Below are 23878 nucleotides of genomic sequence, written 5' to 3' on the forward strand. Positions count from 1 at the left end.
AACTATACTCATTTTATTCAGCTGCAATTTCTTTTATTCAGCCACAATCATTGTCCAATATTTCAAGGAAGGCAATGTAAAAGAGACAATTCCGTTCTCCTGCGTAAAGGCCAATTCCTGCAAGGCTCCTCCGTGTGCATCCGGCGACGCTACCCATAACTTATTCACCTTTGCCGACAGATTCATTTGCAAAGCCGCTTTCGTAATCAAAGCCGGTTCCGGCATCGTACCGTCCACATCTCTCCAGCTAAGACTGTTCGCTTGCGAGAAATTAAGAAGATGTATGACTTGCTTGCCACCTACCTGCTTGGCATAAGTAGTAACTGATCCCTGTTGAGGAGGCCAACTATTCAATCTCATTTCGCCATTGGTACAATCTATGGAAACACGATTTTCCGTACCACCGTCACGAAGCAGATTCTGATAAGAAGTCAGAAAATCATAATAACGAACCATCGCTGTTTTCAATTCTTCGCTCATTGTCAGATTCTCATTCGGGAAGTACTCTTTGCACAACATGTGATCGCCTCCCAGTTCAAGGTGCGAACCACCCAAAGCAAACATGACAGCATCTGTCAATAAGATACCCGGCGTATTAAATTCTCCCCGGTTATCCGCTTTATTATAATTCATATAAGCTGCAAAAACCGTATTCAACTGATAATTGCCATATACTCCATTTTCATAAAGAATGGCTTTCAGATTGGTAAAATCAGCCTCATCCGCCCACACCTCATTATAGAAGAAATCAACTTTACCAGTCTCCCCAATCTGACGGGCACCGTAACGGCTGACCGCATTCATCACCAAACTTTTGTCCGGATGAGCCTGCTTCGTCGCTTCAATAAAAGAAGCATATCCTTCACGCAGATTGACCGGAATACCCTTGTAATTGTACAACGTGCTGCGTCGTCCCAACTGGTCTATCTGATAGCCGTCGAAGGCAAAGTTCGCATATACATCATCATTCCTTTCGTTCAAATATTTCTGCCATTCCTTATTAGAAGGATCTACCAGATAAATATTACTTTTCCATCCGCCCGGCAGATCGTGACTGTCTTTAGTAGTGTGAGAAGCATCCTTAAACAAATACCATTCCTCCTTCACCCCGTCCGTAGCTGCATCCTTCAACGCCCCGAAACAAAGATTGTAAAACATAGACTTCATGCCGAAACGATGCTGCGCTTCAATGTAATTCTTCACAGAACTTGTATAAACCTCCCGGTTAGCGATGTCCATATATACTTCGTCCAACTGCGTGCGTGTACCACCCAACGGCCAGTGATGTTTATTATGCCAGTCCTGAAACTGTACCCAATTGATGTGATGACGATTCAGATACGCCATCTCTTCCTGTGTCTTCCCGGCCGTCTTCTCCCGACTGAAATCAGCGACAAAACCATAACGGGGGAAACGTGCCGGATCACTGGATACATCTACCGCAATCGTACCGACAATTACATCCGTACCATTCTCCTGGCGGTACAGTTCCGCCATATATCCTTTGAAATCAGTAGTAGGCGGTTGCCATGTCCAACTGGTACCATTTACCGACTCTTCTCCGACAATCTCCCCTAAAAGACGATAGCGAACTTTAGTTCCGGCAGGCAACGCATCTTCTGCTGTAAACACCACTTTCTCCCCCGGTTTATAGAAAGCCTTATCTGTAGACAGTTCCACACTTAAATCCGATGTTACCGGAGTCACTTCGGTGACACCGCCCGAAGCTCCTCCATTCTCCTGGTTCGACCCATGATCGTCACTGCAAGCCATACACAGGAAAGCAGCCACCAAATATATTATTTTCTTCATCTTGAATTCTTGTTTTATTGTTTCACAATCGAAATCGTCTCTTTCAACTGGTCAATCGTAATCCGATAAGAACCGGCTTCCTGAATATTCCACTTATTATCCAAACTACCCAAATCTGCATCCGGATACATACTGCTCAACTCCGCATCCGACTTGGTAACGAACAATGCCGTCTCTACTTCACCCGTCGGAGCCTTATTGCTCTTATCCGCCATAAACCAGTCTCCATTCCAGTCTGACTGTTTATCGCAGGATATCTTCATCTCACCTGCCTTCAGCGTGCCGCTCCAGGTAAAGATGTAAGGACTGTCGGCACTCTTAGTCATCGGAGTAGCATTGCCTAAATCCCATCCGTTCGGAGTTGCCTCACCCACCAGATACAATCCTTCGTAAGGAGTGAACGGACGCATCAGCATCTTTTCTTTTCCTTTTCCTGTGTAGAACCATACTTTATAAGGCTTGCCACATTCGGCTTCCTTCATCTGCCATTTATTATCGTCACCTCCAAGCACTACTGATGTCGAAGTGTACGGAGCATTAGCCATGGTAGGATGGAAGAAAGCATCCGCCTGATCGAAATCCGTCACAGAAGCGAACTTAAAATCTCCGTCTGCTTTCCAGGGAATCACGGCTCCATAATGGAACAGATCCATCTGGACAGCATCTTTAGACAATGCCTCAAATCCCCAACTACCATTACCGGTAAACGAACCGACAATGAAAAATTCTTCAAATCTCCAGCCAATATCTTCTGTTTCGGTAAGTGTCAACGTTAGGTCTAACAGGTTTACTTTTACGATGTAAGTTGCCTCTTTATCAATTGTAAACGGTTCGTCCGGTTGGTCACCCGATGTACGATAAACTAGTTTGAGTTCTTCTCCGGCAGTAGCGTCACGGTTGTACGACGGCAGGAATTCTCCTAAAGTCGTTATAAACTTGAACGATCCGACGTTCAGTTTTCCTGTCCATGTAAACTGTCCATTATCCGTACGCTCCATTGCCGTTGCGTCATCGGCGCTCCATCCGTTCGGAGCAGCATCACCAATCAGGTAAAGCGTGGTAGTAACCGGCTGGTAAGTAGTCACTGTAAAGGCAGTTGTCGCGCTCTGCTTCTGATCTTCCATTCCGGCAACAACAGCTGTGATACGTGCTTCCAACTCCGCTTTCACGGCATAACCGATACCGAACTGCGTATGCAGAAATTGATTGAGTTCCTCCACTTTCTTAGTCCACTGGTACGTTCCCGTACCCAAGTCTACCGAATAAGCATTCGCGAAGCCTGTCCCTGCCTTAGCCAATTCCAGCGTATAAGAGATGCGGTTACCGCTTCCGTAATTCGTTCCGGTAGTCCATGAAAGCGCCAGCGCCTCTTGGCTATGGTTCTTTTCGTTCAACACCAGCTCCTGTTGATTCACCGAAAGGGTGAGAGTATCATGTCCTTTATCTGTCTCCATATAATCCTCGGTACAGGCAACCATCGTTCCACCGATGAAAAGAGAGCATAACAACTGATATATATATTTCTTCATCATATTATTTGTCTAAATGAATGATTATAAAACGGATTAATAACCGGGATTTTGAGTCATCAGGTGATTGGAGTCCATCTCCGTCTGCGGAATAGGCAACAGGAGACGTTCTTTAGTCACATTATTCTTACCGATGGATTTCAGGAATGTCAATGCATAATTTCCATTATCAATCCGGATCATATCGAACCAGCGGTGTCCCTCAAAAGCAAGTTCCATCCGGCGTTCGTGAATAATCTTTTCTCTCATTTCGGTCTGCGTCAAAGTAGTCGGCAGCTCTGTCAGTCCGGCACGCTTACGAACGATATTCAGCGGTTCGGCAGCCTGATCCGGATGTCCCTGCTCATTCAAGGCTTCCGCTTTCTTCAGCAAGACATCCGCATAACGGTATACTACAAAATTGTTGGGGTTGGTATTATACTCCGGAGAGACGGTTTTCGACACAAGGAACTTACGTACGTTATAACCCGTATTCGACCAGGAACGTCTGTATTCCATGCCGTCAAAAGCAGGACAGCCCTGATACAACACAGTGATGTCTTTCCGCAAATCACCGTCTTCGTATTGCTTGAAGAACTCTTCCGTAGGCAAGTTCCATCCATAAGCACCGGCTACCATACCCGAATTACGAGGCCCCATGAAGGTAGACAGCCAGGATGACTGGTTATCACCGCCCCAGAAGTCATATTCCGTACTACCGGAGTATTGCACTTCGAAGAGAGATTCTGCACCATTATTGATTGTAGCATTAAAGTTATCGGCATAATTGCATTGAGTCAGATCATATCCCATTGCAGCAATGTTATTGCACAAGGTCACTACTTCATTATAATAGTCACGATGATTAGGAGCCAGTGTCAGGTAAATATCTGCCAGCATAGCCATTGCAGCCTCTTTACAGGCACGTCCCCTGTTGGCATCTCCATAACTGCTTTTCGGAGGAAGCATAGTCACCGCATTCTTACAGTCGGAAAGGATTTGAGCATATACCTCATCTACCGTATTACGGGCAATATCCGTAGATTCTCCCGGTTCAAACGGGGTTAAACGCAAAGGTACTCCACCATACAGGCGAACCAGTATATAATAATAATGTGCACGCAGGAAATAAGCCTCACCCATGCAACGAGTCTTTATCTCATCGGAGATAGATGCCGAAGGCAGATTGGAAAGCACAATGTTGCAACGTCCGATCCCTACCCACGGAGAACGCCATACATACAAGGCAAAGCCGTTGTCGCTCTGAGCAATGAAATTGGAAGCCTGAACAGTCTCCAAACCGTCAGTACCTCCTCCGGCCCCTACTTCACTGTTGCCTGCAATGATGTCGAGGCTCCAGATACGCTGGTTATACATATTAGATGACTGAAGCGTCTTGTAGCAGGCAGTAGTCAGTGCCACAGCAATCTCGTTCGTCACTTCCGATTCGGGATCGACGCCATATTTAGGATATTTATCTAAGAAATCATTACATGATGTCAATGCCAATATGGCAAACATAAATACCAAAGTGGTTATCTTTTTCATATTCTTCCTCCTGATTTAAAAGTTAAAGTTCAAGCCCATGCTGAACGTACGTGAGATCGGGTAGCGGCTGCTGTCGATACCATTGACGTCAACTTCCGGGTCGAAGCCGGAATATCCGGTGATAGTTGCCACATTCTCGCAAGAGAAAGAGATGCGGGCATTTTCCAGTTGAATCTTTTGCATCCACTTTTTGGGCAGTGTATACGAAAGCGTGATATTCTTCAGACGGAGATAGGAACCGTTTTCCACAAACCTGTCGGATACACGGCAGTTTTGGTTCGGGTCTCCCCAAATGGCACGGGGCATAGAGTTACTGGTTCCTTCACCCGTCCAGCGGTTCAATACGGCTGTGGTCTGGTTGTAAGCGGCTGCCATTCCTTCGTTGTCAACATTGTTGGCGTTATAAATCTTGTTTCCCGATACGCCTTGCAGGAAAACGGAGAGTTCCCATCCTTTATAAGAGAAATTATTGCTTAAAGAGAAGAACCAGTTCGGATTCGGGTTGCCGATAACGGTACGGTCTTCATCGTTGATGACTCCATCGTTATTCAAATCCCGGAAACGAATGTCACCCGGAGCGGCTCCCGGTTGGGTGGCGTGGCGGTTTACTTCGTCCCAGTTTTGGAAAAGTCCGTCGGTCATGTATCCGTAGAATACATTGATGGGATAACCGGCTCTAAGCATAGTCACGTATGAGTTACCTATCTGATTGATAAACATCGGGGTTTCGCTGTTCAGGTCCAGAATTTCATTCTTGTTATAGGTAGCCGTTAAAGCGGATTCCCAGGAGAAAAGACCTTTCAGGTTGATGGTGCGCAGAGTCATTTCCACTCCTTTGTTACGCATCTTTCCGGCATTGGTAAAGGTTTCAGTAGTATCTTCAAAACCGGAGGTGATAGGGATGGAAGCTTTCACCAACATGTCAGTTGTCTTCTTGATATAGGCATCCAGCGAAAGGTTGACACGTGAATTGAACAGGCTCATATCCACACCGAAGTTGGTTTGGCGTACTTCTTCCCAATGAATATTCGGATTGGAAAGGGTGGTAGATACCAAAGCGGTGGAATTGTTGTTGCCGAAAGGATAGACTCCCGTATTGTAGGAAGCAACAAAGCCGTAGTTACCGATTTCCTGATTACCGGTCACACCGTATCCGATACGCAGTTTGAGGTCATTCACCGGCGAGTTGTCTTTCGGGAACCATTCTTCCTGCGAAATACGCCATGCCAGAGAAACGGAAGGGAATGTTCCCCAACGGTTGTTCTTACCGAAGCGGGAGGAACCGTCACGGCGCACAGTGGCTGTAAGCAGGTATTTATCCTCGTAAGAATAGTTGAGACGTGCCATCAGAGAAAGCAGTGCCCAGTCGCTCTGGCTGCCGCCGATACTGTACATCTTCTCGCCGTTGTCCATCTCATGGATATTATCAAACATAAAGATATTCTTTTGAGCATTCAGGTAATCGTAGTTGTTCCATTGGGCGGAAGAACCAGCCATTACACCTACGCGATGTTTCCGGGCAAAAGTATGGTCGAATACAAAATAATTATCCCACAAATAGGTAAAGGCTTTATTGTCGCTCTTATAACGGGAAGATTCTTCTACCGGATTCGGCTTCCAGTCGTAAGCCGGAGTAAAGTTGTCGACAAACCAGAATTTGGCATCATAACCAAAGGTACTTTTCAACTTCAACCATTTGGTAAAGGCAATCTCTCCGGTGATGTTTGCCAGGAAGTTATATCCTTTTGTCTCGTTAGTCATCATGTACAGTGTGCCGATCGGGTTGCGGACACTTCCATACCATTGCGCTTCCTGTCCGGGACCGCTCCAGCTACCGTCTTCATTCTTCACCGGCTGGGTGGGAAGTGCTTTCATGGCATCTCCGATGCTATAGCTTCCTCCTTCTTTCACGTCAGTGCTGAACGTCAGGTTGGTAGTGAACTTCAACCATTTATTAACCTGGGCATCGCTATTTGCCTGAAAGTTGAAGCGGCGGTAATTAACGCTTTCTACGATACCGGACTGATCGAGGAAACCACCGGATACATAGTAATGTGCCTTTTCCGTACCACCGGAATAGCTAACCGAGTAGCTTTGCTTCACTCCCGTACGTAGCATCTCATCGAGCCAGTTCGTTCCTGTTCCCAATAAAGAAGGATCTGCCCAGTAAGGATTCGTATTATCGTTATTGTTAGACAGCATATCATTGCTCAAGGCGGCATATTGCGCGGCATTCAGCATATCGGGCACTTTAGTGGCATTCTGGATAGCCCAGTTTGCGTTTACCGTTACTTTTCCGGCACCTTCGGCACCACGTTTACTGGTAATCATCACCACACCGTTTGCACCACGCGAACCGTAGATAGCTGTTGCCGAAGCATCCTTCAATACGTCTACCCGTTCCACATCAGCCATATTCAAGGAAGACAATCCCAAGTCGGTAGGAATTCCGTCAATGACAATCAGCGGGTTACTGTTATTGATCGTCCCCAAGCCACGGATCTTAATGGTGACATTATCACCCGGTTTACCGGCATCGATAATCTGCACGCCGGATACTTTTCCCTGCATTGCCTGACCGATATTGGCTACCGGAGAGTCTTTGATGTCCTTCACTCCGACAGAAGATACGGCACCGGTCAAATCGCTCTTTTTCATTGTTCCGTAACCCACCACTACTACTTCGTCCAATACTTCCGTATCTTCCTGCAAGGTTACTTTCAATGAGTTTTTCCCGTTCACGGGAACTGTCTGCGTCTTATAGCCGACAAAAGAAATAGTCAGCGTACTGTTGGCAGAAACGCTTAATGAGAAGTTACCGTCTATATCGGTAATCGTACCGTTCGTTGTACGTCCTTCTACCACACTGGCACCGATCACCGGCTCGCCCGTGGCATCTACTACATGTCCTTTTATGGAAATCTGTTGTGCGAATGCACTAAGAGATAGGAACAAGCCACACATTATCAGTAAGAGGCGGCGTTCAAAGCCTTTCGACTTCATACTCTGTTTCATGTACATTAATTTAAAGTTAATATTAGGGTTACTTTTGTTTTCGTTCTCTGTGTCATTCTTGAAATGACCGTGAAACAAAAGTATCCACATTTCATACTGCTTCTTAAAGCAGATAGCAAAAATATAGTGATTTATACAGTATCTCACAGCATAAACCACTAAATATAAGAACGTTATAAAATAGAAGTCAGACTAAAAAAGTAGTGGTTTTCTTATTCTTCCACCTTCCCGATTTGCATTACTTTAGTCTCAAATTCATCTCTTTCTCCCAAAGATTTGTTACGGACACGGGTCCGGTAATTATAAATGGTAGTCACGGAATAACGGAGGAATTGCGCTATCTTGGTACTGTCCGTAATCCCCAGCCGGATAAGGGCAAAGATGCGAAGTTCGGTGTTCAACAGTTCTCCCGGTTTGGGTTGCATGGGTTCTGTGAGCAGCGCATTAAATTCCTCCACAAAATTGGGGAAGAGTTGCAGGAAAGTCATGTCGAAGTTCGCATAAAACTCTTTCAGTTCTTCATCAATGAATTGAGAAGATTTAATGGCTTTATATAGTTCTTCCACTCTTCCGGCAGCAGCAATTTTATTTAGGGAACGACGGTATAAATCCATCTTGTCGAGATAAGTGGAGCATTGGTCCATATATCGGCCGATATATTCCTCCTTGATATAGTTGGCTTCCGAAAGCGTATGGTTCATCTCTTTCAGCTGCGAGTTGGAGTCGTGAAGTTCTTCGTTCAGTTCTTGCAGCAACGTATTGGTATCGACCACTTCGCGACGTGCGGCAGCAACCTTTTTCATCTGCTTGTAAACGAAGAAAATGGCAACCAACAAAAATACGGAAAGCAAACTGATACAAATCAATGAGACTTTCATCTCCTGCTGTTGCCGTTTGGCTTTCAATTGATAAGCCTGGTCAATGATAGGAAAGACTTGCGAGATTTCTAACGTACGAAGGCGTGCATTACAAAGAGTAGCATCTTCTAAAGAACATTTCAGGTAATTGTAGGCACGGTCAATATCCCCTTCATCGTAGACAAGGGAAGCGAGTTTGCGCAAAGATACATATTCCTTTACCGCCGATTTCAGGTCGGCAATAGCCGAAAGAGCCAGGTAATGCTTTTGCCCTTGTTTGTCGCCTTTCAACCGGTAACCCTCGGAAATGGTATAAGTAAGCATTGCTTTTGAATGGTCATCCAAAGAAGGTTTGTTGTAATATTCCATCAGCATACGGATGGCTTCATCGTATTGAGCATGTACGATACACTTATCCGCCATCACCAATACGTATCCCAAAGAGTCGGAAGCGTTGACCTGCAGAAGAGAGTCACGATACAGGTCCGTCATTCGATAATACTCCTTCTTGGCTTTCTCCGTAACGGCATAATCTCCCATCAATCCATAAATAGTGCGATACAAATGATAATAATAACCATAGAGATAATCGGGCAGCGTTTTCTTATCAATCTGCCCCAATAGTTCCAACGCTTCTTTATACATTCCGGTAGTTCCCATCACTTCCGCCATATTCATGGCAGCATCATCCAGGTAATCCAGTTTATCCATGCGATGCGCCAGTTCCTCTTTCCGTTGAGCATAGACAAAAGACGAATCCAGATTATAAGCCCTGTATTCATCGAAAAGACGTCCGCAAAAACTATATCGTTGTTCATCGGAAGTAGCCTCCAACAACAATTTCTTCAGGTCAGCGATACGCGCCTCCTTTTCCGCTCCATAGGTCTGACGGTTTTTAATGATACCATCAATCTCACGAAGTAACGCATCGGTACTCTTATTTTCTTTTGCATAAAGCAAACCAGAAAGGACGATTGTCACAAAAATCAGAATCACTTTTTTCATAGTGCCGTATGTATTATAGTTGCAAAGATAAAAGTCTTTCAGAAACTTCCGGCTTTCAGGAGAAAATTATTATAGTCGGAATGAACAATCTTTATTAAAAAGAAGAAGCAAAACAGATTTATTATAAACATAATTCGGCTAATGACATGAAAAAGCAAGAAGGTTTATATTCATCACTCTGGTACGTCAACACTCCAACTTTCTTTCCCTTTCTTCGTTCTTTCTGCGGGAATATGCTATTTTTGTATTATCTCATAAATATGAGAACTAAAAAAAGGAACAATTATGGAAGAAGTCATATAGAAACTCTGCTTGATATAATTATTCTGAATACACAAATTTTCATTTCTCATAGTGTCTTTCCAGTCAACCTATAACAAGAATAAAAAACAACTAGTCAACCATTATCAGGGAAGTACATATTCTTTTTGTCCCATATATTGTGGGAAAGTATTCCCTACTAACTGGGAAAAGATTCCCTCATTTTGTGGGAACAAATTCCCATAATATGAGAGAATACTTTCCCACAATATATGGGACGATCGGAACTAGTTTATCTTCAACTAGAAAAAGGAAGAAGACAATATCTTAACTATGAGAAATACCTTGAAATACTATGAGAACAAGGTGAATTTTAAGCTAAAATAGAGGGTATGTTATGAGAAATACCATGTTAGAAAGTATTTCTCATAAGCTACTTATCTGATTCTTTGTTGTTTATCAGTCATCAATGAGAATATGAGAAATAAAAATGAAAAATCGTTTGCAGAGCTTGCTGAATTTTTAATTGATGTACTCATGACTGCACCGTTCTTAGTTACATGGAAATTTAGGGGCGCTATGCCCCTAAATTTCCATGTGGGAGTTGGCATTTGCCTCATTTCCATATCTTTGTAAACCAATTCAATTTTATTCTTTTGATTCTCATACACCACTTTTTTAACCGGCATTTATAACAGTTGAACTGTCCTAATTCAAGTTCTATCTCTAAATCCCGTACCCGTTCGTTTTGTTCCATCCACATTCCCCGTAATGCATCCCGCTGTGATTTGGCTTCCCTATATATCTCAAGCTCTTTGTCGCGTGCCCCTAAGAGGAAAGCATATATCAAGCACGTCTCGGATTTACCGACACAGAACTGTTCTAATGCTTTCACATATTCGGGATCAATACCTTTCGCCCTGTTTTTCAGGAATCCACGGAGACTCTCATCGCTTACGACCGTTTTGTAATCCTTGAAATATGATATGATTACCTGCATATCCACCCAAAGTTGGATATATTCTTTTTTAAGATTGTATTTCTTAGCCGCTTCTTCTACATTAATCCATTCTGACATAATGTTCGTTTTTTTATGTGTGATACAATGAAAGAGGGATACTCTTTTTATTATATTAGCACAACGGGCATCTACGCTTTCTGCAGTCCGGTGGGCGGGGATTGGTTAGGTTATATTGGGGTATTATGAATAAACCAACCGGATACAAGAAAGGCGCAGATGCTGTTGCACCATTATCCGCTCATAAGGCTTAGCAACACCCTTCGGAAGATAATGATAACAACAGACACCCACGCCAATCGTTTATATATAACACATTCCTGGCGGATATGTTGATATACAGCCGTTCGCGTGGAGTATCTGCTGAATCATCTCTCTCCTTTAAAACTGCTAATTTTTATGAGCGAGAGATAATACGCTTTTACTCCAATAAGAGATAAAACCACTTTCCACCAGTTCCATCACGCTGATGGGCGGAAAGCGTGTGACAAAGATAAATGATTTATTTGGAATATATTGGAAATAAGGTAATAAATAATCAAAGGTACGTACCTTACAATAGAAACAGACAAAAGAAAAACAAGTCTGTTAATAAGCCCTCAACCCATAATCGAATCTCATCTTCTTGCTATCTTTCACTTCAATTTTCAACAAATTACTTCCTTTCCGCAAGTAACGGCTGTAATCGCTGATATTGTATTGATTATATTGCCTGGTCTGCTTTGCCTCCTGCGCAAAGACTTCCACTCCATTCAACCAAACTTTGGCTTCTCCGGCAACATTCAGCCATAGAGACAAATGATTGAAATCATTCTCCACCTTAAAAGTAGCTTCTGATACTACCGTAGAACGAGGAGGACAGTCGAAAGGCAAAGAAGTCATTTTCAGCTCCTGACCGTTCATACCGACAAGGCGGGTGTTCTTGCTTCCGTTCTGACTGTCGGCAATCAAAGTAACTGCTTTCGCCGGGGTGATTTCATACAAACGGTTGTGCATCAGGTGTAACAAGCCTTCCGGTATTTTGGTTACTTTCCGGTCGTAAGTAATCAAGCCGTTCACTTCTCCTTCCACATCAGTGGTTTGTGTATAAACAGCCGCACTCAATCCCTGGGCAATCAGCGTTTCCAAATCATATACCAGACGGCCGTAGCTATCAATCAGAGCCATTGCTCCGTCTAAAATCATTTCCACATTGGCTTTATGACGTGCTCTTTATCTACGGTGATGTTGTATATGCCATCGTTTCCTTTCTTCAGGATGAGCGGAACAATACGTGTTTTACGAGGGGACACGGTAGAATCCGAACGATGAACGTGGTAAACATAGTAATATTTTCCATCCAGCCCTTTAAATACATCTCCATGTCCTGATCCGTTTTCTCCTACGAGGCTGCGATGAATAATCGGACTGTTCGGATGCTTTTTCCACGGACCGAAAGGGGAAGAAGCAGTGGCATAGCCTACCGAGTAGTCGATATTCATAAAATGATTGGCAGAATAGAAAAGGTAATATACCCCGTCCCACTTCATAACAGTCGGTCCTTCCATCACCGGTGCGGACTTGTAGTTCGGAGTCTTTTCCCAAGGCTCCGTACAGTCCATACATTGTTTCAATGTTTCCGGTTTGATACTTCCCTTCTTTATGTCAAACTCGGCTACCCAAAGGTAATTGCCTTTATTAAAGCGAACATGATATAGGTAGTATTTCCCATCATCGTCCTTGAACAGGAATGAGTCTATATTTTTAGCGGAAGCGTCTATCGGCTTGACTTCCTTTTGACGAAAAGGTCCGAATACCGATTTTGAGGAAGCAATTACTGTTTGCTCATTAGCGGTATAAGTGAAATAATAAGTTCTTTTATCCTTAAAGTATTGAGGTGCCCAGAAGCCTTTTTCACCATACGTTTGATCTCCTTTCCGCAGAATCAGTTGTAGAGAAGTGCCATCAGGCACCGTCCAATGCTCCAGATCGGTCGATTCGAGGATAGCAAAGCCCTGCGGTTCCTGATTGCGTGTGCCGGTGAGGTAATACTTGCCGTTCTCCACAAAGATAGTAGGATCGGCATACATAATTTCTTTCCAATCATCAGCATACAATTGGAAGGCAGACATAAATGTCACTCCCAGAACAAGTGTTACTCGTGATAAGATTTTATTGAATGTATTCATCAGTCTGTATCTTAATTGTTATACCATTTTTATCAATTCAGTTCCCATGCCAGACAAGGTTGTTCACCGTTAAGATTCCATATAGAGGTATCCCAGTCGAGAGCACGAATAGCTTCCATCAGGTTATCAATGGTAGTCAATCCGTTATAACGATCTACCGCAGTGATTGTACCTACGTTTACACTGGCCTGGTCAGGCAATGCGGGATTACCAGAGAAAACACATTCCATAGCAGGATTAGCGTAACAGGAATAAGCCACATTCTCGCTGTACCGTCCACATACCTTACCCGATTTGGGTGCAGCTTGAGAGAATAAATAGGTGTTCCATGCTACGCAGTGATGAACGGTAATGCCGGACCCTGTTGTATTATTAGCGTTACCCATGATACCTCCCACCTGATTTTGTGCAGATACATCGCAGTCGCTCCAACAGTAGGATATAACAGAGGTAGTAGAAGCACCGGAGATAGGTTGTACCCATCCGGCAATACCACCGCCCGGATTAGGCGTAACCATAGGAACTGCCTTCATCACTCCGTGAGAATAACAATGAGAAATGGTGCTTCCAAGCAACCGGCTGGCAATACCGCCGACACACGATTGAGTAGTAATATCACCTATGTGATAACACTGTTCGATAGATGCTCCCTCACGCACTTCACCGCAAATACCACCTGCCGACCACAATGCAGTAATCTTCGTTTCCGAACCACATTGATAAATCTTGCTGTCTGCTCCATGAAGTCGTCCGCAGATACCGCCTGCCTGGCCATCATCCCATGCACCGCTGCCCGAAGTCAGATTGATGGTCCCCGACACTCGAACATTCTCCACTATACCCGCACCGGAAACGTTACCCGCCTGTCCGGCTACAATACCCGTAAGCTTCTTATCAGCAGTAACTTGCGCGTTCGTAAACGTCACATTCGCAAACCGTCCCGTCAACATACCAAAGAAACCCTGATAACCGGATGAAGAAGATGTTATTTTCAAGTTGTTGATGACGTGTCCGCAACCGTCGAAATCCACAGGTTTAGCAGCAGTGGCTTCCACAGGAGTCCAGTCCATACCTTGCAGATCGATATCTGCCCCCAAACGCACATAGGTAATCTGTCCATCCTTGAGGTATTCACCGAGCTTGGCCAAATCCTTGGCCACAGTGATGATATACGGATTACCGATACCGCCCTGCTTTTGTTGCAGATAGAAGGTCATAGTACTCTTCTCTTCGTTGACGGCAAGATTATCGGACTTCAGTTTCAGACCGAGCACATATTTCTTGGTGTTGTCCAGTGTAGTAAGATCGTGGAAACGCAAACCGACAGTGTGCAACACATCGTCGCCCTTGAAATCGAGACTATTGACATCAAGGTCGTAGTTAGCCGCAGGCAATAGTGTGTATTCCTCACCAAATGAGTGAGCATCGACTACTGCAAATTCCGCTTTCGCTTCCTTTTCGCAATGGCTCTTTTCTACCATAATGGTATATTCATATTCCGGCTCATCCAGGTACAACTCATACTTACCAGTTTGATAAAGTGACAAGGTTATATCCGAATAGGTAACTTCAGCCTTTTCCGGTTGTGTCAGATCCATGACTTCTCCACATGAAATCAACGAAAACGCCATTAACGACAGGGCAATAGGAATATATCTTTTCATAATTCAATTCTTTTAATGATTAAAAAACAGGAACAACCACACCAACATTGTCAGCCGACAACCACACTTTATCATCATCTATACGAACCACTTCCATCTCCATTTCTTCTTTGAGGAAGGAAACTCCTTGGAATGAGAATTCAGTCTTTATCTTTTGACCGATAACCGCAGGTTTCCCGGCAAACTTCACATGAATATATTTGCTTTGATCCGAATTTTGCAAGCGATAAGTCAACCGTTTAGGATTAATTGCAGCCTGGATTTGTTCCTGCTCTGTAAAAGAGCAAACTCCGTCCAAACTATAAAACCCAACTTCGGCATATCCTATTACATTCTTTTTATCAACTCCGTTTTCGGCATATTCCGTCTCCGCACAAGAGACGAAAGCCAACAAACATACCAACATTACATATATTACTTTCATAAGCGAATAAATTTAAGATAATTACTTTCTAATAGTTGTCGACAACACTTCTACCGATCCATCCTTATAAGTCACTTCGGCGGTAAGTATTTGTCCGTTCAGGTTCTTATTCACTATATTGATTTCCTGTCCATCCAGCTTTACTTTATAAGATGAGACATCAGCCGGCAAATTTAATATTTGTACTAACATATATTCATCCACTTGTTGATATTTCAACAAAGGAAACTTTCCTGCCACAGCCTTGGTCTTAACATCGTCCTCCCATAACACAGCATCATCTGATTTCAGCAATGCTACATGATAGGTCGTTCCGGGAACAAGATTTTCAACCAATGTATAGTCATTCTCCGAATCAAGTGACCGACGTACCACTTCTGTTCCATTTTCATCTGTTACTGATAATATGCCTGTTTTATCGGCTCCATTACCCCAACTAATGAACAATTCCCGTTGCCCTCCGACAAGACTGGAAACTACCAATCCATCCCGGGCAGCTATGAAATCAGGATATAACAATGGATTGGGATTATAAGATCCGTCTGTATCAAGTCCTAAATAACGGGAAAAATAAATTCCTCCAAGTTCCCACATTTCAGTATTCGCATCGTAAACAGCTCTCGCCCCACCGGGAACCACGCTGAAACGTCCGGTAATGGCATACGTATCGTATTTCTTGAACACCTCATAAAAAGTTTTATACCAGTTCTTCGGATACCAGGCATAACTCTCAAAAAGGCTCTTGAACTCGGTAGCACTAACCGGTGTACCGGCGTTAGCTTTTTCGGCTATCAGATTAAGATATTCGTAAATTTTCATCCCAGCCGTATAACCATGCTTGGTGCCCCATTCTCCCAGCACATCGGCTACATGAGGATTTAAAGCACGCACCATAGAAAATTCCGTGCAAATCAGTTTCTTTGTTACACCATATTTATTGCGAATAATGTGAAAATCGTCTTCCGCCTGATTTATATTCAATGCGTGAACGTGCAAGTCGAGTCCTACAACATTAGGATTGTTATTAACCACAGAGACTACCGCAGGTACCGTTTCGCTCTTCGGCAATTCGGACACACGGTTCAATGCTCCGGCATAAATATCAAATGTCCAGCCATTAGCCTGTTTCCAAGTAGTCAACCGATTGGCAAACTCATTCAGAAATGCCCGATAATCCTCACCATCCGCATGACAAAGATCGGTATCCAATGCATTCTCCCATTCCGGTTCGTTACCCATGACCAAGATGTCAATGTGTTGTGCCATCTGATAAGTTTGTAGCAACACTTCCGTTGCACGGAATATGTACTCCATTTCCTGAGTCCCCACTTTAGGAACCGTGTCGGTATATAACTCAAAAGGAATTTTCAGACTCAACATGAATTTCACACGATCGCCTAACGCTTTCTTGGCCTGAATAAATTTCAGTGTAGGGATATGTGTTCTGATGGCATTTTCTTTCACGCCTACAATCTTCCCGTCTTCATTTTGAAGAAACAGATTGGGGATATTGACAAACCCTCTCACCCAAGTTACTTTCGATTTCTTCAGCATCTCTATTTCCGTAATCGGGTAGTCGATATTTTCATTATAGTTCGCTCCCAATTCTTGTGCTTTTGTCCCTATCGAACATAAGAACAGCAATACAAACATCCAAAAAGCCTTCACTTTCATATACATATTTTCTTTCATAATATATCACTTTAAAAAGATAGTACTCTCTATTTTACACAAAACTGATAGATACAAAACTGATGACAAACCTCTTCCGGATTCAAGATCGTAGAGGAAAATGCCGGCTGATTGGAAAAATCTGCCAAAGGAGACCCTGAATGACAAGCAATCAATAATATAAAGAGGAAGAAAAAAACAGCATTTCCCATATCATCAATCTTCAAGGTTAATTATAGTTCGACATCGAACATAGCAAAGATAGGAAAATAAGTTCCTATAGAATAGAACGATTGTTCTATCACTGGGATTTATGTTCAGAATGGACATTTGACCTTACTTTAATGGTTCTTCTTCTACTTCACTGCGGTAGTATCCTTTTACTTCAGCAAAGAAATTCAGCTTCAGGGAGTCCAGAAGTTCGGGATGCTGTGCCGCCACATTCTGACGTTGAGTCCGGTCAGCTTTTACATTGAATAAACCGTATTCACCCAGATTACCTAATTCATTTCCGGTCAGGTTTCGTTCGAAACCTTTATAAGGAGGCATCATAATCCAGTCGCCCGAACGATAAGCCATACGTCCCTGTGCTTCCAGCACTACATCTTTGCGGGCAGTCTGTTCTTTTCCGAAGAAAGCATTCAGGTAGTTCCGACTATCCAGATCTTCCGGCAAATCAGCATGTACCATCGAACCTAGAGAAGCAAGAATATCTACCTGGCAAACCAGTGCATCGGATACGACCGGTTGAATTTTTCCTTTCCAATAAACAAACAGAGGAATATGCGTACCACCGTCGAACAAACTATATTTACCTCCTCGCAGCCCTCCTGCAGGAAAATGATCGCCTGCCAGTTCGAGAGCACCGTCTTTATATCCATCATTCAGAACCGGTCCGTTATCGCTGGAGAAGATAATCAGTGTTTTTTCCAACAGTCCTTCTTTCTTCAAGTGGGCAAGCAGTTCGCCGACACACCAATCTGCCTCAACGATGGCGTCACCACGAGGCCCCATCGTTGTTTTGCCCACAAAGCGCTGGTGGGGAGCACGAGGTACGTGAGGTTCGTGTAAACCATAATACAAGAAGAAAGGAGCATCTTTGTGTTCAGTTACAAAGTGCTTCACCTTATCTACAAAATAGTCGGCCATATCTTCGTCTTTCCAACGGGCTTTCTGCCCGCCTTTCATATATCCGATACGGGGAATTCCGTTTACTATAGAGTTATTGTGTCCGTGTGCCCACTGCATTTTCAGCATCTCCGGATGAGAGATGGCAGTCGGTTCGCCCTCAAAATTATGCTCGTAACTCACTTCGATAGGGTCGGCCGGATCAAGCCCTACTACATCACCGTTTTCCACATAAACCGTCGGGACACGGTCGTTGGTCGCTGCAATCAGGCAAGAGTAATCGAAACCGATCTCTTTGGCACCCGGTTTGACGGTTTCGTTCCAGTTGACATTGCCGTCTCCCATCCCCAAATGCCACTTTCCGATAGCTCCGGTCACATAACCGCATTGCTGCATCATCTTCGGCAAGGTAAACTGATTTTCATTAATGATAAGAGGAGCATCTCCCGGCAGGATTTTTGCATCCTTATTTTTCCACGGATACATTCCGGTCATCAAAGCATAACGGCTGGGAGTAGAAGTTGCCGAAGTGGCATATCCGTTCGTGAAACAAACTCCGCCATGAGCCAGACTGTCGATATTCGGAGTATGAATCGTAGTAGAGCCGTAAGCGCTGACATCGCCAAATCCCAGATCATCGGCAAGAATCACAATCACATTCGGCTTTTCTTCTACGTGCTGTGAGGTACAACCTACTAAAGACAACGTAGGAACAAGATAGATTATCTTTTTCATAATATTATGTAGTTAATAACGATGCAAATTTAGCCACCACTTATTTATTTATGTAGAACAAATGTTTAATAATGGGGAGAAATGTCCATCCTGCAATTATTCCAGAGAAACAAGGTATGAAAATGCATGGGCATTTTCCTGCTTTTCTTTACCAAACTGCAATTGATGCCCTCCTCCGATGATTAAATATTCTTTTTTTAAGAATCATCGTTTTTTTAAGGAAGGCTATATAGTTTGGAATAGAGGTTGTGCTTAACAATAAAAACTGTAATAGTATACAGGGACAGCCAAATAAGATATTACCGGATTCTGATAAGATTAGGTAATGTTTTATTTTTATAATGAGGAAAATAGTTACCTTTGTATATATCTTATCTTTACACCTAATTTTTTCGTTTATGAAAATAGTAAAGGCTACCTGCATTGTTATATTCATTACCGGACTATTAGCCGGAGTGTTCTTCTCATCCTCTGTTTCCGCCCAAGATATTTCGGGAACCTGGCACGGAAAACTTTCCATTCCCACCGGTTCATTGACTATTGTATTCCACATCAGTCAAACGGAACAAGGCGCTTATGTGACCACATTGGACAGTCCCGACCAGGGAGCCAACCGCATCAAGACACAGACCACTTCTTTCAATGATTCCACTTTAATTATCCAGATACCTGTGATTCATGCTTCGTACAAAGGAAAGCTGAACAGTGATAATACAATCAACGGAACCTTTACACAAGGGATGCCCCTTCCATTGAAATTGAAAAAGGGAGAAGCTAGTCGCCCCAAGCGTCCACAGGAGCCTCAACCGCCTTTCCCTTACAGAAGTGAAGAAGTCACCGTGAGGAATGAACGGGATGGAATTAACCTTGCCGGAACATTGACTCTTCCCGAAAAAGGAACTAAATTTCCGGCAGTAGTAATGGTGACGGGAAGCGGTGCGCAGAACCGGGATGAGGAAATCATGGGACACAAACCTTTCTTTGTCATCGCCGATTATCTGACCCGAAACGGAATTGCCGTACTTAGATGTGATGACAGGGGTACTGCCGCTTCACAAGGTACTCACGCAACAGCTACCAATGAAGATTTTGCCACAGATACGGAAGTAATGGTGAATTATCTACGCAGCAGAAAAGAAATAAATGCAAAGAAAATTGGGATTATCGGACATAGCGCAGGCGGAATCATTGCATTCATCGTTGCCCAAAAGGACCCATCCATTGCATTTGTCGTTTCATTGGCAGGAGCCGGCGTGAGAGGCGACAGTCTGATGCTGAAGCAAGTAGAGTTAATCTCTAAATCCCAGGGAATGCCGGATGCTGTCTGGCAAGGGATGAAGCCTTCAATACGAAACAGATATGCCATACTGCAACAAACAGACAAAACTCCCGAAGAGTTGCAGAAAGAACTGTATGCAGACGTTACAAAAACAATGTCTCCCGAACAATTGAAAGACCTAAATTCCATCCGGCAACTATCCGCACAAATCAATTCGATGACTTCTCCGTGGTATCTTCATTTTATGAGATATGACCCGGCCCAGAATTTGAAGAAACTAAAATGTCCGGTTCTAGCTCTGAACGGAGAAAAGGATATTCAAGTGGATGCCGCCATGAACCTGACTGCCATCCAGGAAAGAGTCACCGGAAATGGAAACAAAAATGTAACAGTCAAAGCCTATCCGAACTTAAATCATCTGTTTCAGACTTGCGAAAAAGGAACATTGGCTGAATACGGGCAGTTGGAAGAAACAATCAATCCGGAAGTCCTGCAAGATATCATTGAATGGATAAGGAAACAATAAATCTATTTATCATATACTTAGCAAATACACATTTCTCAATATTACATTCTTTTCTTGCTAATTCTTGCAAATATTTGAAGAATTTGCAAGAATTAGCAAGAAAGTAAATGACTACAATTTACATATACTACATAAATCTCCCGTCATCAGTTTACACCGACATTGTCTAAATTGATTTAAATCAAAATCCATCTCATCGAACTCACCCTGAAAGATTTTGTTTTACCTTTGCAGCCGAAATGAATAAGCGGCAAATAATAGTAAGGTAAAAAGGTAACAGGTATTAAGGTTAAGTTTGGTATGAAGAAGAGTCTTATTGCATTGGCGTTCGGCACACTGGGATTAGGTATTGCCGAATTTGTAATGATGGGAATTTTGCCCGATGTAGCAAAAGATTTAGGCATTAGTATTCCTACCGCAGGGCATTTCATTTCTGCTTATGCATTAGGCGTCTGTGTCGGCGCACCTGTATTGACATTGGCTCGCAAATATCCACTAAAACATATTCTGTTAGTATTAGTTACCTTAATTATGATAGGTAATATCTGTGCGGCTATGGCTCCCAATTATTGGGTATTGCTCGCTGCCCGCTTCATCTCCGGTTTGCCTCATGGTGCATACTTCGGAGTAGGCTCTATTGTTGCCGAGAAACTAGCCGACAAGGGTAAAGGTTCGGAAGCCGTCTCCATCATGATTGCAGGAATGACCATTGCCAACCTGTTTGGTGTACCTTTGGGAACTTCCTTAAGTACCATGCTTTCCTGGCGTGCCACTTTCCTGTTGGTCGGTATCTGGGGAATTGTTATTATGTATTATATCTGGCGATGGGTTCCTCATGTAGAAGGTTTGCAAGATACCGGCTTTAAAGGGCAATTCCGCTTTCTTAAAACTCCGGCTCCATGGCTGATTTTGGGCGCTACGGCACTAGGCAATGGCGGTGTATTCTGCTGGTATAGCTACATCAATCCGATGCTTACCAATGTGTCCGGCTTCTCCGCAGAAAGCATTACGCCTTTAATGATCCTTGCCGGCTTCGGTATGGTAGTGGGAAACCTGATTAGCGGACGTCTCTCCGACCGCTATACCCCCGGAAAAGTAGGAACTGCCGCTCAAGCACTTATCTGCATGATGCTATTGCTTATTTTCTTCCTTTCTCCATATAAATGGGCAGCCGCCCTATTGATGTGCCTTTGTACGGCAGGACTATTCGCTGTATCCAGTCCAGAGCAGATATTAATTATCCGCGTATCAAAGGGAGGAGAAATGCTGGGAGCAGCCTGTGTGCAGGTTGCGTTCAATCTCGGAAATGCTATCGGTGCTTACGTAGGCGGACTGGCTGTTAGTGGTGGATACCGCTATCCGGCTCTGGCGGGTGTACCATTTGCTCTGATCGGATTTACTTTATTCCTGATTTTTTATAAGAAATACCAGGCAAAATACTAAATAGCTAGTAAAAGCTGTACTACTTTCTGCTACAAGATAAAATTCACTTTAAAGTCTTGTAGAATTATATTTTTACTCATACTTTTGTAAGGTCTGTTAAGTCTTGAAAATGGGAATGAGGAAAGATACGCTTATCGCAGTTATTATGGGAGTAATTAGTATATTTACTTCTTGTAATCCGCACCCCAATCTATCAAAGGCTGACCAACTAATAAATTTTTATCCTGACAGTTCCCTGGCATATTTGAAAGCTATCCAGCATCCTGAAAATATGTCCCCAAAGGATTATGCAAAATGGTGCCTATTAGTAGCTCAAGCAAAATATAACAATGCTCAAAGCTTAGTTCCGGACTCATTTGTTTTTAAAGCTTTTGATTATTTTTCCAAAGACACATCCGACCCGATACTAACAGCAAGAACATATTTTTATACAGCACTTATCAGTAAAGAAATAAGAAACATAGAGGAAGCTGCTCAACACTTATTAAAAGCAAGAGATTTCGCGGAGAAAGCAAATGACTACAATCTAGCATTCAAAATTTCCCATGACTTGTGCGACATCTACTCTAAACAAGGATTATTTGATTATAAGTTAACAGAGGCATGGAGAGGATATAATTATGCACAGATTTCTAAAGATAGTCTGTCTATTTATTATGCATTGGCAGATCTGGGACATGCTTATTCTACCAAAGAGCAAATCGATAGCGCACTTTATTTTTTCGAAAAGGCATTCCCTATTGCTCAAAAAGTACATCCCAAAGCCACCTCTTCTGCTTTAAACGATATATGTTATGCATATATAAATAAAAAAGATTATATTTCCGCACTAAAAATCTGCAATGAGGCCATTGCATGTGAAAAGGATTCAATTGACCGATATAACAATTACATTATCAAAGGAGTAATCTTTCAAGATATACAACAATATGATTCTGCTATCCATTATTTTACCCTAAGCGGTAAGAACCAATATATATATGCAAAAGCACTCAGTTATAGTTATCTGGGAGAAATTTATGAAAAAAAAGGCAACATTCTTAAAGCGTTAGAATTTATCAAAACCTATGAACTATTAAGAGATTCGATAGAAGATCAAAACCAAAGCGTGGCAATTATTAAAATGCAGAATCTATTTCAAAACGAAAAACTGCAGAAAAACAACAAAGAACTATCTAAAAAGATGGAAGAAATTAGTTTTCTTGTATATAAAATAAGTGCAATTGCAGCTTTCGCGTTACTAATTACAGGATTATGCTACTTCATAACCTACAAAAAGAAGAGTGAACGCATACGAAAACAAGAAAAAGAAATATCTCAAGCCAAAGATAAACTACAACAGCAAGCTATAGAAAATCTTCAAAAAGAAGAAAAACTATCTTCACTACAAGCAGACTTTTTACGCAGATTAGTGGCTATCAACATTCCATCTCTAAATAATAAAACAAACGATCTCGCTATCAAACTTTCTAATGAGGATTTTGCTAATCTGGAAAAAGATATCAATGCTACTTTTGATCAATTTACAGTAAGACTAAAGAAAGAATATCCACTACTCGACAAAAATGAAATCCAGTTCTGCTGTTTAATAAAAATACAATTAGATTTAAATACCCTTGCCAATATCTACTGCAGAAGTAAAGCTGCAATTAGCAAAAGAAAACTTAGAATCAAACAAGAAAAACTAAACATTACAGATAAAAACATCTCTTTAGATGATTTTATTCAAAGATTCTGAAATATCCCTCCTTACATTAACATCTATTCATAATAAAAGCATTTAATTGCCATTTGTCCAATGGTAATCTATACCTAT

General features: G+C 42.7%; 14 protein-coding genes and 1 pseudogene. 3 read left to right on the top strand and 12 right to left on the bottom strand.

The genetic code is table 11. The features are described from left to right. Positions 1-33 precede the first annotated feature (33 nt). From GD631_RS04265 to GD631_RS04320, 12 genes and pseudogenes are all read right to left on the bottom strand, one after another. Positions 34-1812: an endo-dextranase gene (locus GD631_RS04265; protein WP_143258849.1), complete on the bottom strand. Its 1779-nt coding sequence runs from the start codon at positions 1810-1812 to the stop codon at positions 34-36. 14 nt (positions 1813-1826) lie between these two features. Further along, the gene (locus GD631_RS04270; protein WP_143258960.1) at positions 1827-3341 is read right to left on the bottom strand and encodes a SusE domain-containing protein; all 1515 of its coding nucleotides are present in this window, start codon (positions 3339-3341) and stop codon (positions 1827-1829) included. 36 nt (positions 3342-3377) lie between these two features. Then, positions 3378-4841: a RagB/SusD family nutrient uptake outer membrane protein gene (locus GD631_RS04275; RefSeq protein ID WP_370511915.1), complete on the bottom strand. Its 1464-nt coding sequence runs from the start codon at positions 4839-4841 to the stop codon at positions 3378-3380. Between the two features lie 42 nt (positions 4842-4883). Then, entirely contained in the window at positions 4884-7883 is a 3000-nt protein-coding gene (locus tag GD631_RS04280; RefSeq protein WP_143258847.1) for a SusC/RagA family TonB-linked outer membrane protein, read from the bottom strand. Between the two features lie 212 nt (positions 7884-8095). Continuing rightward, on the bottom strand, positions 8096-9745 hold the full coding sequence (locus tag GD631_RS04285) for a SusR family glycan utilization regulator (RefSeq protein ID WP_143258846.1): 1650 nt from the start codon (positions 9743-9745) through the stop codon (positions 8096-8098). Between the two features lie 877 nt (positions 9746-10622). Beyond that, positions 10623-11084 (bottom strand): hypothetical protein, encoded by a 462-nt coding sequence (locus GD631_RS04290; RefSeq protein WP_143258845.1) that lies wholly within the window; start codon positions 11082-11084, stop codon positions 10623-10625. A gap of 528 nt (positions 11085-11612) precedes the next feature. After that, positions 11613-12203, bottom strand: a pseudogene (locus GD631_RS04295) (glycoside hydrolase family 2 protein); the annotation flags it as partial. 2 nt (positions 12204-12205) lie between these two features. Then, entirely contained in the window at positions 12206-13192 is a 987-nt protein-coding gene (locus GD631_RS04300; protein ID WP_143258844.1) for a glycoside hydrolase family 43 protein, read from the bottom strand. Between the two features lie 32 nt (positions 13193-13224). Beyond that, positions 13225-14856, bottom strand: coding sequence for a DUF1735 domain-containing protein (locus GD631_RS04305; protein ID WP_143258843.1), 1632 nt, complete (start codon positions 14854-14856; stop codon positions 13225-13227). Positions 14857-14875: 19 nt separating this feature from the next. After that, positions 14876-15280 (bottom strand): hypothetical protein, encoded by a 405-nt coding sequence (locus GD631_RS04310; RefSeq protein ID WP_143258842.1) that lies wholly within the window; start codon positions 15278-15280, stop codon positions 14876-14878. Positions 15281-15301: 21 nt separating this feature from the next. Then, positions 15302-16960 (bottom strand): hypothetical protein, encoded by a 1659-nt coding sequence (locus tag GD631_RS04315; protein ID WP_143258959.1) that lies wholly within the window; start codon positions 16958-16960, stop codon positions 15302-15304. Positions 16961-17287: 327 nt separating this feature from the next. Continuing rightward, positions 17288-18814, bottom strand: a complete 1527-nt coding sequence (locus tag GD631_RS04320; RefSeq protein ID WP_143258841.1) for a sulfatase-like hydrolase/transferase — start codon at positions 18812-18814, stop codon at positions 17288-17290. A 398-nt stretch (positions 18815-19212) separates the two neighbouring features. On the opposite strand from GD631_RS04320, the gene GD631_RS04325 reads away from it, so the two are divergent. From GD631_RS04325 to GD631_RS04335, 3 genes are all read left to right on the top strand, one after another. Continuing rightward, entirely contained in the window at positions 19213-20619 is a 1407-nt protein-coding gene (locus GD631_RS04325; protein ID WP_143258840.1) for an alpha/beta hydrolase family protein, read from the top strand. A gap of 300 nt (positions 20620-20919) precedes the next feature. Further along, the gene (gene araJ, locus GD631_RS04330) at positions 20920-22062 is read left to right on the top strand and encodes an MFS transporter AraJ (protein WP_143258839.1); all 1143 of its coding nucleotides are present in this window, start codon (positions 20920-20922) and stop codon (positions 22060-22062) included. A gap of 115 nt (positions 22063-22177) precedes the next feature. After that, positions 22178-23800 carry a hypothetical protein gene (locus GD631_RS04335; RefSeq protein WP_223225868.1) on the top strand — a complete coding sequence of 541 codons (1623 nt, stop codon included), beginning with the start codon at positions 22178-22180 and terminating at the stop codon, positions 23798-23800. The last annotated feature ends 78 nt before the right edge of the window (positions 23801-23878 follow it).

Origin of the sequence: Bacteroides luhongzhouii, from assembly GCF_009193295.2 — a bacterium.
Taxonomy (GTDB): domain Bacteria; phylum Bacteroidota; class Bacteroidia; order Bacteroidales; family Bacteroidaceae; genus Bacteroides; species Bacteroides luhongzhouii.